Annotated in this window: 13 protein-coding genes; 7 read left to right on the top strand and 6 right to left on the bottom strand. The window is 33.3% G+C overall.

Going from position 1 to position 13,811, the window contains the following annotated elements; genetic code table 11:
* Window positions 1–16 precede the first annotated feature (16 nt).
* Entirely contained in the window at window positions 17–3,103 is a 3,087-nt protein-coding gene (locus MYRA21_RS14230) for an efflux RND transporter permease subunit (RefSeq protein WP_039329531.1), read from the top strand.
* A gap of 58 nt (window positions 3,104–3,161) precedes the next feature.
* Here MYRA21_RS14230 and MYRA21_RS14225 read toward each other — a convergent pair whose 3' ends face one another.
* Entirely contained in the window at window positions 3,162–4,001 is an 840-nt protein-coding gene (locus MYRA21_RS14225; protein WP_039329529.1) for an AraC family transcriptional regulator, read from the bottom strand.
* A gap of 97 nt (window positions 4,002–4,098) precedes the next feature.
* Here MYRA21_RS14225 and MYRA21_RS14220 point away from each other — a divergent pair, with 97 nt between their 5' ends.
* The 4 genes from MYRA21_RS14220 to MYRA21_RS14205 all read left to right on the top strand — a co-directional run bounded on the left by MYRA21_RS14220 (window position 4,099) and on the right by MYRA21_RS14205 (window position 7,177).
* Window positions 4,099–5,265 carry an MFS transporter gene (locus tag MYRA21_RS14220; protein WP_039329527.1) on the top strand — a complete coding sequence of 389 codons (1,167 nt, stop codon included), beginning with the start codon at window positions 4,099–4,101 and terminating at the stop codon, window positions 5,263–5,265.
* A 692-nt stretch (window positions 5,266–5,957) separates the two neighbouring features.
* Window positions 5,958–6,326 carry a hypothetical protein gene (locus MYRA21_RS14215; protein WP_006258880.1) on the top strand — a complete coding sequence of 123 codons (369 nt, stop codon included), beginning with the start codon at window positions 5,958–5,960 and terminating at the stop codon, window positions 6,324–6,326.
* Window positions 6,320–6,685 (top strand): DUF2200 domain-containing protein, encoded by a 366-nt coding sequence (locus MYRA21_RS14210; RefSeq protein ID WP_039329524.1) that lies wholly within the window; start codon window positions 6,320–6,322, stop codon window positions 6,683–6,685. The genes MYRA21_RS14215 and MYRA21_RS14210 overlap by 7 nt, the downstream gene beginning before the upstream one ends.
* A 6-nt stretch (window positions 6,686–6,691) precedes the next feature.
* The gene (locus tag MYRA21_RS14205) at window positions 6,692–7,177 is read left to right on the top strand and encodes a DUF4259 domain-containing protein (RefSeq protein WP_039329522.1); all 486 of its coding nucleotides are present in this window, start codon (window positions 6,692–6,694) and stop codon (window positions 7,175–7,177) included.
* A 26-nt stretch (window positions 7,178–7,203) separates the two neighbouring features.
* Here the strand turns inward: MYRA21_RS14205 and MYRA21_RS14200 are convergent, their stop codons facing one another.
* Both MYRA21_RS14200 and MYRA21_RS14195 read right to left on the bottom strand, forming a co-directional pair.
* Complete coding sequence (locus MYRA21_RS14200) at window positions 7,204–7,797, bottom strand: Crp/Fnr family transcriptional regulator (RefSeq protein ID WP_235279941.1); 594 nt, start codon at window positions 7,795–7,797, stop codon at window positions 7,204–7,206.
* A 191-nt stretch (window positions 7,798–7,988) separates the two neighbouring features.
* Complete coding sequence (locus MYRA21_RS14195) at window positions 7,989–8,576, bottom strand: GNAT family N-acetyltransferase (protein ID WP_039329518.1); 588 nt, start codon at window positions 8,574–8,576, stop codon at window positions 7,989–7,991.
* A 421-nt stretch (window positions 8,577–8,997) separates the two neighbouring features.
* On the opposite strand from MYRA21_RS14195, the gene MYRA21_RS14190 reads away from it, so the two are divergent.
* Window positions 8,998–9,618 (top strand): class I SAM-dependent methyltransferase, encoded by a 621-nt coding sequence (locus tag MYRA21_RS14190; protein ID WP_039329516.1) that lies wholly within the window; start codon window positions 8,998–9,000, stop codon window positions 9,616–9,618.
* An 11-nt stretch (window positions 9,619–9,629) separates the two neighbouring features.
* Here the strand turns inward: MYRA21_RS14190 and MYRA21_RS14185 are convergent, their stop codons facing one another.
* The 3 genes from MYRA21_RS14185 to MYRA21_RS14175 all read right to left on the bottom strand — a co-directional run bounded on the left by MYRA21_RS14185 (window position 9,630) and on the right by MYRA21_RS14175 (window position 11,340).
* Entirely contained in the window at window positions 9,630–10,013 is a 384-nt protein-coding gene (locus MYRA21_RS14185) for a hypothetical protein (RefSeq protein ID WP_006265270.1), read from the bottom strand.
* Window positions 10,014–10,118: 105 nt separating this feature from the next.
* Window positions 10,119–10,523: a DoxX family protein gene (locus MYRA21_RS14180; RefSeq protein ID WP_039329514.1), complete on the bottom strand. Its 405-nt coding sequence runs from the start codon at window positions 10,521–10,523 to the stop codon at window positions 10,119–10,121.
* Between the two features lie 121 nt (window positions 10,524–10,644).
* A complete protein-coding gene (locus tag MYRA21_RS14175) occupies window positions 10,645–11,340 on the bottom strand; it encodes an SDR family oxidoreductase (protein WP_006265269.1) in 696 nt (231 codons plus the stop codon).
* A gap of 157 nt (window positions 11,341–11,497) precedes the next feature.
* Between MYRA21_RS14175 and MYRA21_RS14170 the strand changes: the two genes are divergently transcribed.
* On the top strand, window positions 11,498–13,690 hold the full coding sequence (locus MYRA21_RS14170; protein WP_039329512.1) for a DPP IV N-terminal domain-containing protein: 2,193 nt from the start codon (window positions 11,498–11,500) through the stop codon (window positions 13,688–13,690).
* Window positions 13,691–13,811: the final 121 nt, after the last annotated feature.

Here is a 13,811-nt window from a genome sequence, read left to right as displayed (position 1 = left end):
GTAAAAGCCTTTATTTATGCAAAAATTCGTCAAAAACATAGTATCCTTTTCACTTAAAAACACATTCATCGTCATCTTCGGTGTATTGTTATTATTGTTTGGAGGGATTTATAGTTATATACACACGCCTATTGAAGCTTTCCCTGATGTGACTAATACTCGTGCACGTATTATCACACAGTGGCCTGGTCGTAGTGCAGAAGAAGTAGAAAAGTTTATTACCCTTCCTATTTCAAAGGAGGTTAACACCATTCCTAATAAAGCAGAGGTAAGATCTATCTCTCTATTTGGGCTATCTGTTGTAACAGTATTGTTTAATGATGAAGTAGATGACTTCTTCGCTCAACAATATGCTTCTAACAGAATGGGAAATGTAAATCTGCCTGAAGGAGCTGATTTTGAAATAGAGCCGCCTTCTGGAGCAACAGGAGAAATCTTTAGATATATCATTAAGAGCGATCTTCCTATCAAAGAAGTTACTGCTATTCAAGACTGGGTAATAGAACGAGAATTACTATCTGTACCTGGAGTGGCTGATGTAGTAAGCTTCGGTGGTGAAGAAAAGATATTTGAAATACAGATAAATCCTACTGAATTAATCAATTACGACTTATCTCCTTTAGATGTATACGAAGCTGTAGAAAAGAGTAATATTAATGTTGGTGGTGATGTTATCCAACGTGGTGATCAAGCTTATGTAGTAAGAGGTGTAGGATTATTAGACAATGTTGAAGATATCGAGAATATCCTTATCGAGGTAAAAGGAAGTACTCCCATTCTAGTAAAACACGTAGCTAATGTCGTGGTATCAGCCAAACCACGCTTAGGACAAGTTGCTTTTCAAGATGACGATGATGTCGTACAAGGAATCGTAGTAATGCTTAGAGGTGAAAACCCAAGTGCTGTTATCGAAGGGCTAAAAGATAAAATAACAGACTTAAACGAGCGTATTTTACCTAAAAATGTTCAAATAGAAACAGTAGTAGATAGAACGAACCTTGTAAATACAACAGTACACACCGTATCTAAGAACTTAGTAGAAGGAGTTATTTTAGTATCCATTATTGTATTTATTTTCTTATATAATTGGCGTACTACATTTATCGTTGCTTCTGTTATTCCACTGGCTTTCTTATTTGCTATCATCATGCTGAAGATACAAGGGTTACCTGCCAACCTAATTTCAATGGGAGCATTAGACTTTGGATTGTTACTAGAAGGAACTTTAGTTATTGTAGAACATGTCTTTGTAGGTCTAGAAAAACGAGCTGAACAAGTGGGAATGACAAGGTTTAATAGAATGTCAAAACTTGGGACTATTAAGAAAAGTGCAAGTAGTGTAGCGAGCTATATTTTCTTTGCACTATTAATTCTAATCGTAGCCTTAATGCCTATTTTCTCTTTCCAAAAAGTAGAAGGAAAGATGTTCTCTCCCCTAGCCTTTACATTAGGTTATGCTTTATTAGGATCCCTAATATTGAGTTTGACTTATGTACCAGCCATGTGTAAACTTTTATTGACTAAAGATATCAAAGAACGTGAAAATGTTATTTCTAGATTCTTTAAGAACAATATCTATAAAATGTTTAACTGGAGTTTTACACATAAGAAATTGACTATTTCTATGTTTATAGGATTATTACTAATCTGTGGAGTTAGATTTCATTATTATGGATCAGAATTTTTACCTAAGTTAAACGAGGGAGCATTATATATTAGAGCTACATTACCTAGTAGTATTAACTTAGATGAATCCGTTCGCTTAGCTAAAGAGATGAAAGCTAAGATTAGAGCATTTGAAGAAGTAGATTTTGTACTTACTCAGACAGGTAGACCGAATGATGGTACTGACCCTACAGGATTCTTTAATATTGAATTTCACACTGAACTAAAACCAGAAAGTGAATGGACGCGTAAGATTACAAAAGACAAACTTCTAGAAGAGATTCGTCTGAAATTAGAGAACTACCCTGGTGTTAATTTTGGATTCAGTCAACCCATACAAGATAACGTAGAAGAATATGTAGCTGGAGTAAAGAGTTCTCTTGTAATTAAGATATTTGGAGATGATTTATTTGAGTTAGAAAAGTATGCAAATCAAGTAGCAAAAAGTATCAAAGATGTTGAAGGTATTACAGACTTAAATGTATTTAAGAATATTGGGCAACCAGAATTGAGAATTAAGCTGCATGATCACAAAATGGCTAAATATGCTGTAACTACAGCAGATGCTCAGGCTGTTATAGCTATGACTATTGGTGGACAGGCAGCTACTACACTATATGAGAATGAAAGAATGTTTGACGTTGTACTTCGTTTCAACAAAGAATATAGAGATTCTGCTGATAAAATCGGGGATATTTTAATTCCTTCATTAGATGGTAAACAAGTCCCACTAAAAGAGATTGCTACGATAGATTATCACACAGGACCTGCCTTTATCTATAGAGAAGGTGGTAGTAGATATATCGGTATAGGGTTTAGTATTGAAGGAAGAGATTTAGGAAGTACTATCACTGAAGCAAGAGCTAAAGTAGAGAAAGAAGTAAAACTGCCTGCTATCAATAAAATGGAATGGGCAGGAGAATTTGAAAGTAAAGAACGTGCTGCAAATCAATTAATGCTTGTTGTTCCTGTTTCTTTGATTCTAATACTTGTGTTGTTGTACTTCAACTTTGGTAATGTAAAAGATACTGCTATCGCAGCCTTAACTATTCCTTTCGCTTTTATCGGTGGTTTTGTATCACTTTGGGCAACTGGCACGATATTTGGTATATCAGCAGGGATAGGATTTATTATTCTTTTTGGAGTAGCTACTATTGATGGTATTGTACTTATTGGAGTTATGAGAGAAAACTTACAACATCGTATGCCATTAAAAGAAGCAATAAAAGAAGGAGTAAAAAGCCGAATAAGACCAGTAGTAATGATTGCATTGATGGGGTCTATGGGATTACTTCCAGCAGCCTTATCAAATGGAATGGGATCTGAAATACAGAAACCATTAGCAATTATGATCGTAGGAGGACTAATTATCTGTATGATTTTATCCTTTACTATCTTACCACAAGTATTCTATTGGGCTTATAGAAATAAGAAGTAGATTTTTTCATATATATTTTTTTGGGGACACTTTATCCTAAAGATGGAGTGTCCCTTTTTTATACTTTATTATCTCTTTTAAACTGTAATGGAGTTAGGGCAGTGTGCTTCATAAAATACTTCGTAAAATGACTAGCATCAGTAAAACCAAACTCTAATGCTATTGCTGATAAATTATGATCACTATGCTTAATTCTCTTTTTGATCATTTCTATTTTTAAACCATTTATATATTGTGTCAGACTCATCCCCATATTGGTTGAGAAATAGTTTCTAAATCCTGATTCTGAAAGACCAAATTCATGACTTAAATGCTTTACTCCTAAACGATCTGGTAAATGAATATAAGCATGAATATAATTCTGTATTCGCTCTATCTTAGAAGTACTATATTGTTCTGCTAATACTGTCGATTGAGAGGTATATTGATCCATCAGGATTAGCACACTTCTCAATAAGTTAATATGCAACTCTGTCGTTTTATGACCATTCTGTTCCCATTCTATAATCATTAAATCAACAATTGAAATAATCTTATTAACCAACTCTATATCAATACCATTTTCTTTACTAACCTCCCACCTCCTACCTAAGTTAATTAGTAGGTTATCCCAATAATCTGTTATACTAGAATTAACTCCATCTTTAAGTGCACTAGGCAAAAACTTAATGACTCTAAACCTTGTTTTTTCTTCTATATAGAAATGATGACTATCTTCTGGAGAGAGAAAGAAAACAGTATCTCCTCGATAGATAGATTGTTCTTTATTTAAATCGTGTATACCACTCCCCTCACTGATCAGCATTAATTCATAATGATTGTGATTATGGTAAGTAAATGGCCACTCTTCTGTGCGAAAATGCCTTAAAAACAAAGGTTCGAACTGTACTAACTTCATCTTACAAACATAGCGAAATATACTATTAATATAACAGAATATACAAAAGTGTATTTGATAACTCTACTACATTTGCCAACTTAACGAACTAAACAATATGTCAATCAAAAACAAAGAAAAATATGCTATCCCTATTATGGCATTTACTGCGGGGACTATTGTAGCTAATGTCTACTATAGCCAACCCATTCTAAAAAACATTGCTGAAACACTAGGAGAACCTGAAGCTGCAGTAGGCAAAGTATCTATGCTAGCTCAGATAGGTTATGGTATAGGTATGTTCTTTCTACTTCCTTTAGGAGATAAAATTAATAGAAAGCGATTAATCATTATGATATCTATTATACAAATATTTGTATTAATGTGTATTGCTAATACCACTCATTTAAACTTCTTGCTAATCTTGAGTTTTTTAGCTGGGGTATGCTCTACTCCAGCCCAAATTATCTTACCTATGGCAGCTCTACTAAACAAAGAGAATAGAGGGAAAAGCGTAGGTATTGTTTTTAGTGGAATATTATGTGGTATTCTTGGCTCACGTCTAGTTAGTGGATGGTTAACAGATTTATGGGAATGGCAGAGTGTTTTTACCTTTTCTGCCATTATGATTTCCATTAGCATCGTTTTGATGTGGCAATTTCTACCTAATGCGCCTATTAAATTTAAGGGTAGTTATATTCAGTTATTGCAATCTACACTACGCTTAGTCAAAGAACACAAAACACTGCGACAAGCCGCCTTATTAGGCTCTTTAACCTTCGGAATATTCTGTTCTTTTTGGACTACACTTACTTTTCACTTAAGTGGAGCTCCCTTTAACTATACCCCTTCTATGATAGGTATGTTTGCGATAGTCGCTATCGGAGGAGCCTTAGTAGCCCCATATTTTGGCAAATTAGCAGATAAAGGACAAGTCTTTCAAAACTTGTTCCTTACGATTTCGTTAGTAATTATTAGTCTTGTAGGAATGCTTATTTTCCCCAACTCTATTATAATCTTGATTATTGCTATATTCTTATTAGACATTGGAGTTCAAGCAACACAAATCACTAATTTTACTCGTATCTACGCTCTTAGTGAAGAAGCACACAGTAGATTAAACACAGTCTATATGACAGCTTATTTCATAGGAGCTGGTATAGGAACTTTCTTTGGGTTGATTAGCTGGAGTATCAATGGATGGCTAGGTTCTCTAACCCAAATGCTGTTGTGGAGTTTCTTAGCACTAGGTATTGTCTTTCTATCTAAAAAAGGAAAACTATAGTCCCCACTTTATTAGTTTACTATAACTAATTCTAACCTATAGCTCTCTAGAATTAAAAGATGTAACTTTTAAGCCTAGAGAGCTATTTTAATATAATCATTACTCCTACTTTCATAGATTACAAATTTATAAAGACTTAAAAGTACAAATCCTACTTACTTCCACTTTTTTCCACTTTTTTCCATTCTTTTCCGAATACTTCCAAATATTTCCAAAAAAGTCTATTTATTTCCATTTATAAAACCTTAAACCACTGAATATCAGCAATTATTATTTTTAAACATACCTATTTCTTCGGAAGCTCTTCGGAAGAGTTCAGTATTTGTTCGGACTGAGGGGCAGTTTACCGAAGAACATCCAAAGACTGCCCAATAAATTCCCGAACAATATGCATTTAAGCTTCTATTTTTTATGTCTCTTTTTAGCTTCACTTTTGAATAAAATGGGATATTCCTTAAAATTAAAAAAACTATAATTCATTGTGAGGCATAGGTTTTCTATAATATCTCTTGCCTTTTTAAGGTCCAAGGCTATCTATATTATCAATTCTAAAAAACCTCATCCTTTTAATTCCTTGAATGATAAATCAATATTAACTTGAATAACAAGAAATTGAGTAGCATAAACTGTTGTAATTGTATCAAGCTTAATTATATTTACACTACCATTAACTAACCCAAACAATTATCATTATGAAATTATTCAATTTTTTTAAGAGCAAGCGCAGCTCCATAGATCCTACTAGACCCTGTAGCTACGCGGATATCTGTAGTAATGACACCGCAGAACAATATTATGATGCAGGACATCTAGATAAGCTACATCTTATTGGTTTAGCTTTTGGTGGAGATGACTCACCTTTTAATATTTTATATGTTTCACCTGAAGCTGCTCTCCAAAAAAGAGAGATAGATAATTATATCGTAGATTTACTTCAACAAGGCTATAAAGTACAATACAAAGCTTTTCCGGAGTATAAAGGCAATAGTTTTATCCCATCTAAGGTTATTATAGAAGTAGACGGTGACCAGACATTTACGAAAGAAATTGAAATATGGTAAGTAAAAACATGGAGAATCATAGAATATACAGTACCTCATTTGCGAGTGTATACCCACATTATATTGCTAAAGCAGAGAAAAAAGGTAGAACAAAAGAAGAAGTAGATACTATCATCAGATGGCTTACAGGGTATAATCAGAATGATTTGAAACAAATAATAGAAACGAAAGTAAACTTTGAAGATTTCTTTGCTAATGCCCCTCTCATTAATCCTAATATTAAGCTTATAAAAGGAGTTATCTGTGGTTACCGCGTAGAGGATATTAAACATCCACTTATGCAGAAAATACGCTACCTAGACAAATTAATTGATGAGCTAGCAAAAGGAAAAACAATGGAAAAAATACTGCGAACTTAAACAACTATGGGAGCATGGAGATATAAAGCATTAGAAAGCGATGATGGATTTGACACAATTAATTATATCGAAGACTATATAGAGGATAATTATTCTTCATCTGATAAGTTTCAATTAGATTTAGGGAAGTTAATCCAAAGACTACAAGACATAGGAGCTCTAGGTAAGAGCTTTGACGATATTGATTTTTACTATGACAATACTGCTATGGCTTTAGTAGAGCTATTCTTTATTTTTAAAGATGATGGATATCTTCATTACGGTAATGGTAATGAGATTCAAGAAGGGCTTAAGCTACGTCTAACCGAATTTAAAGGAGATAAATTAGCCCTAGGATTCTTACTGCGATATATGCAAGATATGATAAATGAAATACCTGATGAAGATGGAGAAAGAGAATCTGTTGAGTTATGGAGAGACTCAAACTGTTTTGAAGAATGGAAAGAACATTTAAATATGTTAGCAAAAAGATTAGAACAAGAACTAAAATAAAAAGCCTCTAAAAAATAGAGGCTTTTCTATAATACAATTCTTCCTTTTATAATTCTTAACTTATTGTCCTCTCTCAATCTTTTAATACTCCTGATCACCGTTTCTACTCTTAGCCCCGTCATGTCAGCTATTTCTTGTCGAGTTAAATCCACAATATACAAATCCTGTTGAATCAAAGGATGTTGCCAATTAGTCTTTAAATAATTTAATAACGTTAGTACGCGCAATTCTGCATCCTGAGCAGAAATTTTAGGTGCCATTACACCTTGAAAATACAATTTTTTAGATAGGTTATAGTTTATCAGTAAAGAGAAATCATGATTCTCCTTGATCAGGATTAGAAAACTTGCTTTGTCTAATTTTAATACTTCTGTTTGTTCAACAGCAATGGCATTACAGATATAGGTTGTCTCTAAAAATATAGTTCCTTCTCCGAAGTTATGTCCTCTAGAATAGAAGCTAAATATAAACTCTCTACTATCATCCTCATCATAAATGTTTAATTTAACTTCTCCACTTACGATATAGTAAAAATACTCTGGCCACATGCCTTCTTCAAAAATGAAATCATCTTTTTCATAAACAACTGTCTCAGCTCCATATTTTTTTAACAATCTCATATTCATCATAATGATAAATTATTGGTCTATATTAAAGATAGCACATTATATGCCAAAACAAGAGATTAAATTGTTAATAAAACAGTTCAAAAGGAGAATAATCAATAGTATATGACTATTGTCATATAATTAACTCATACAAATTAATTATATGTTAAAAATAAACCAAACTTAACAGTGCCACGATAACCCTAAATTATATTTTTAATCAACCCTTGTATCTTTTCTTTAGAAATTCCCCATTCATCATCTAATATACTATAATAAGCCGCATTACGAGTAGTACCATCATTCTGTATTTTATCCTTTCTCAGAATACCTTCAAAGACTCCTCCTATCTTCTCAATAGCTTTCCTTGAACGAATATTAGTGTCTTTCGTTTTCAGTTGTACTCGATTTATTTTCAGTACTTCAAAACAATAAGTCAAGAGTAGTAATTTACATTCTAGATTTACTACACTTCCCCAATACTCTTGCGTAATCCACGTCCATCCTATTTCTAACTTCTTATCTGCTTCATACATCTCAAAGAATCGCGTAGAACCAATGATCTTCTGTGTTCTTTTATCAATAATAACAAAGGGATACTGTAATCCTTTTTCTCTAGCTATTAACGCATTTTGATAGTTGTCATAAAAAGTATCTCTATCAGAACAATCTGTAGGTACTAATCGCCAAAGTTCTTTATCTGCACTAGCTTGATATAATTCTTCCAAATGTTCTTTTTCTAAAGGAATAAGATCCACTGTTGTTCCTTCTAATACTGTTGGGTATGGAATCCATTGTGTGTTGTTATTTTTAACCCGGAATACGCGATAGACCTATTAACGAGAATGAATTATACAAAACAGCTCTGAATTTATGAAAAAAGCATACTATAGTATGGTTTTAGAAGAAATGAAAGAGATGTAAAGTAGAATTTATTCGTAGTATCGGGCGAATGCGGATTCTGGGTTTAACCATAATTATTTATATAACTCCTTTATTTAAGAGTATAATTAGTAAGGAGTAAATGTATAACAAACGAGTATTCTCTTTTAGTCTGTTGTTATAAGAAAACACCAAACAGCATAAACAATACACCAGCTTACTTTTTTTAAGAATGAAATTACAAAAAACGATGTCTCAATATCCATTTAATCATTTAGAGAGGCATTGGACTTAAAATACTTACTTTTGTAGTCTTATTAAAATCTAAACATGAACTGTACACTATGTAATACACCTTTAAGCACTAAGGTAGATGACGAGTATTATATCTGCTCTAAGTGTAATGCATACCTAAAAGATGAGGTACATTACTTTGATCAAGACAAAGAAAAAAGCCACTATGAATGTCATAATAATGATGTGAATGATATCGGTTATCAACATTTTACAGCTCCTGTAACGAATACTATATTAGCACACTGTACACCAGCTATGCTAGGTCTAGATTATGGATGTGGTAAAGGCCCTGTAATTACAAAACAATTAGTAGAACAAGGCTATACTGTAGATCTTTATGATCCTTTCTTTCTTCCAGACCTTGCTTATCTAGATAGGGTATATGATTATATCTTTAGTTGTGAAGTATTTGAGCATTTTTACAATCCTAAACAAGAATTAGAGAAATTATCTGGAATACTAAAACAAGATGGTTTACTGATTATTAAAACACATTTATACACAAATCAAGTAGATTTCAAAAACTGGTATTATAGAAAAGATCAAACCCATGTTTTTATTTATACCTTCAAAACTATTGAATATATAGCAGAGCATTTTGATTATCAAATCGAGACGCTTACCGAGAGATTAGTTGTCTTACGAAAAAAATAAGAGGCTATGTATTAGATACTAGCCTCTTTTATTAATTTATCACATTGCTCTTTCCAGTTGTCCTCTCCTATCCAAATCCCTTTCACATCAGAATATCTGTTAATATCATTTAGAGCGTTTAAATCGTCGTCTAAATGCCAAATAAGACCACTACCACCTATAGTGTAGCTTTTATCTGCTCTATTGGTAAATATAATATGCTTATGCGTGATACCTATTTTATCTGCTAGTAAGAATAAATCATCATTACTTCCCCCTCCATTCATAGCACAAAGCAATTCATTATACCTCCCCGTTACGATAAAAACGTCTATTCCTTTATTAGTTAACTCTTTTGCATATTGAGCTACTTCTGCTTCTGTCAATGTTCCATCAAAATCAAATGATACTCTCATTTTATTGTTTTTTTGTGATGCTGTGATGTCGTGATATTGTTTTGTGATTTTACTCTTTTAAGGAGATATTTTGTTTTACAAGAAAACAACATCACATAAACATAACTAGACCCACATCCCTTTTTTCCCTTTATAAAAACGAATAGTTCCAGGGCCTATAAAGGCTATAGCTAAGACAGCTAATAGATATAATAAGTTCAGCTCAGCATTTACCCCTCCTGTATTAGGATCTAAGCCAAAGCTTCCCATTCCCTTTACTAAGAATAGAGACATAAACATCGTAAATGCTATAATAGAAGCAGAAATACGTGTAGCAAACCCCACTAGTAAAAATATAGGTGCTACTATCTCACCGATAGGCACTCCTATCCAAAGCAACTCTGGTAGATTATGTGCTTTTAACTGGTTAATAATAAAATCATGTCCATGTATTAATTTATGGATCCCGTGGAAGATCATTAGCCCTCCAACACCTAATCTCAATAGGAATTTTCCAAAATCTGCATTCATATACTACTGTTTTTTTGTAATTCTGTTATTTCGTGATTTTGTAATACAAAAAACCGAAATAATACCTTGTGTTAATTGATCTTTCTTAAGTCTCCTTAAAGTCTTGTGACTTTGAGATATATTAGCTAGTTTTAGTTGGTCTTATTTCTATTTTACTAGGAAGCACACGAGGATTCATCGCTAAGATATCTACTACCAACTGTCCCATATCTTCTGGTTGTATTTTCCAGTGGTCAGCATCAGAAGGCTGGTGGTTATTAAAATTAGAAGTCACAGAACCAGGCAATATTGTTGTCACCTTTACATCTGCATTTCTAAGGTCTAACATAGCTGCTTGAGTAAAACCTACTACACCAAACTTACTAGCGTTATAACCACTTCCATTAGCGAAAAAGTTTATCCCTGCTAGACTGGCAATACTGATATAATACCCTTTGTGCTGCTTTAATTGCTTTACAGACGCCTTTAAAGTGTGAAATACCCCAGTTAGATTCGTATCTATCATTGTATTCCAATCCTCTAAACTCATTTCTTCTACAGAGGAGAAGATACCCACTCCCGCATTGGCAATCACAATATCTAATTTTCCGAATTTCTCTACGATTAGTTCCACTGCCTTCTCTTCATCTTCATACTTCCTTACATCAGATTGAATTGCTAATATATTATCTGTATGCTTTAATTCAGCAATAGCTTCGTTAACTGTATCTATATTCCTACCTGATATTGCTACTTTATATCCTTGTTCTAAAAGAGCTTGAGCAATTCCCTTTCCTATACCTTTAGTACCTCCTGTGATGTACACTACTTTTTGCATATACTATTCTTTATGGATTATTTAAAGAATAAAGATATAAAAAAAGAACTATTCTCTCTTGTCATAAAGGCTCATACATTGTTTTTTTTTATACTCTAATTTGGCTAGTGACATATTTGGATTTAAATTAGCGACGATAAAAACAACTATAGTAATTATGAAGAACAAATCAGTATTATTCTTTTTGCTAGCTGGAAACATCATGTTTGCACAACGCAACTTTGATATGACAGAGGCTACACTAGGACAAGGTAGACAGTTTGCTACAGAAAGAATACTTCAACCATCTTGGAAGAATGACAATACCCTGAGTTTTGTAACTAAAAATAGAGATAGCCTTTTAATAAAAAGTCAAGCTAACAAATGGGAGTCACAAACAGCTCTTACTGCTAAACAATTAGAAGAAGTAATCAATAATACAGTTAAAGGGACTACATTTAACCTTAGAATCATCCCGACTAACCTAACTTGGTTAAATGACAATGAAATAGAGTTTTATACTCCTGATTCTACTTTTAAATCAAAGTATTACTTCAAGGTTAACCTTACTGATAAAAAGGTAGTCAACTCATTTAAATTTGATCTTAATGGTGACCAACAAATCATCTCTCGCAATGGAGATCACATCGCTTGGTTACAAGATAATAATATCGTAGTGACTACTAATAAAGGTGGTGATATTAAAGTAACTGATGATCCTGCTCTAGATATCATCAACGGAAGTAGTGATACTCACCGCAATGAGTTTGGTATAAAAAAAGGAATGTGGTGGAGTCCAAAACAAGACCAACTTCTATACTATAGAAAAGACCAAAGTATGGTGACTTCATACCCTATCATTCAATGGAGTGAGCGCGTGGCAGAAGTAAAAAACATCAAATACCCAATGGCTGGTATGGCTAATGAGCAAGTATCATTAGTAATCTATGACGTATATACTGGTAAAAAGGTAACTCTACAAACTGGTGAAGCAGACCAATTCCTAACCATGGTTACTTGGGATCCTTCAGGAAACTATGTTTATGTAGGAGTTCTTAATAGAGAACAAAATCATTTAAAAGTAAATCAATACAACGCTGCTACAGGTGCCTTTGAAAAAACGTTATTCGAAGAGAAATCTAAAACGTATACAGAGCCTTCTAATAGTCTAGTATTTGTACCTGGTGCACCTGATCAATTCTTATACTTCTCTGAAGTAGATGGATATAGACAACTATTCTTATACGACACAAATGGCAAGCTAATCAAGAAATTAGGGCATGAAAACGTGATAGTAAACGAGTTCTTAGGTTTCGACGAAGACGCTAAAAACCTTTACTATATAGGAGTTACCAATCAAGGATTAGATAGACAGTTATTCAAAACAAACCTTAAAAAAGGTAAAACAGAACAGATTACTACGTTATCAGGAACACATAGTGTAGTCTTAAACAAGAGTAAGTCATTGTTCTTAGATCAGTTTAACAACTTAGAGACCCCTAACAAAGTTACTATTGTCAATGCTGATTCTAAAAAAGAGCAACAAGTATTAGAGTCTAAAAATCCTTTTGATGGGGTTGTGACGATGCCTAAGACAGAGATTAAGACGATTACAGCTGCAGATGGAAAAACTCCTTTAAATGCACGTATCATCTACCCTACTAACTTCGACGTGAACAAACAATACCCTGTAATGGTATACGTATATGGAGGGCCTCATGCACAGTTAGTAACCAACACATGGTTAGGTGGAGCGAACCTATTCTTTAACTATATGGCACAGCATGGCTACATCGTATTTACGGTAGATAGTAGAGGTAGTTTTAATAGAGGACGTGACTTCGAACAAGTAATCCACAGACAATTAGGTCAAGCTGAGATGGCAGATCAAATGAAAGGGGTAGATTACTTAAAATCTCTTCCTTATGTAAACCAAGATAAAATAGGTGTATATGGATGGAGTTTTGGAGGGTTTATGACTACAACTTTATCTGTTAACCACCCAGAAGTATTTAAAGTAGGTGTAGCAGGTGGCCCTGTAATGGATTGGAAAATGTACGAAATCATGTATGGAGAACGCTATATGGATATGCCAAGCGAAAACCCTGATGGATACAAAAAAACAAGCTTACTTAACAAAGCAGATAAAATAAACAACAAGCTTTTAATTATTCATGGAGCTCAAGACCCTGTAGTGGTTCAGCAGCATTCTATGGAGTTTATAGAAGCTGCTATTAAAGCAAATAAACAAGTAGATTACTTCTTATACCCTTCTCATGAACACAATGTTATGGGAGTAGATAGAGTTCACTTAAATGACAAGATAGCACAGTATTTCTTCGATTACCTAGAGAAACCAAATACAAAATAGTATTATCATAAACAGTAAAGGGGCTGTCTCATAAAGACAGCCTCCTACTCGATTCAATATTTGGTATATCTATACTTTTAAAATTTGTTTATTTCGTTGATTATCAGTATTTTTAAATCTT

The sequence above is a fragment of the Myroides sp. A21 genome (genome assembly GCF_000807225.1).
Taxonomy (GTDB): domain Bacteria; phylum Bacteroidota; class Bacteroidia; order Flavobacteriales; family Flavobacteriaceae; genus Flavobacterium; species Flavobacterium odoratimimum.
The sequence above is the reverse complement of the archived record's forward strand: the minus strand, read 5'-3'. Positions and strand labels throughout refer to the sequence as shown.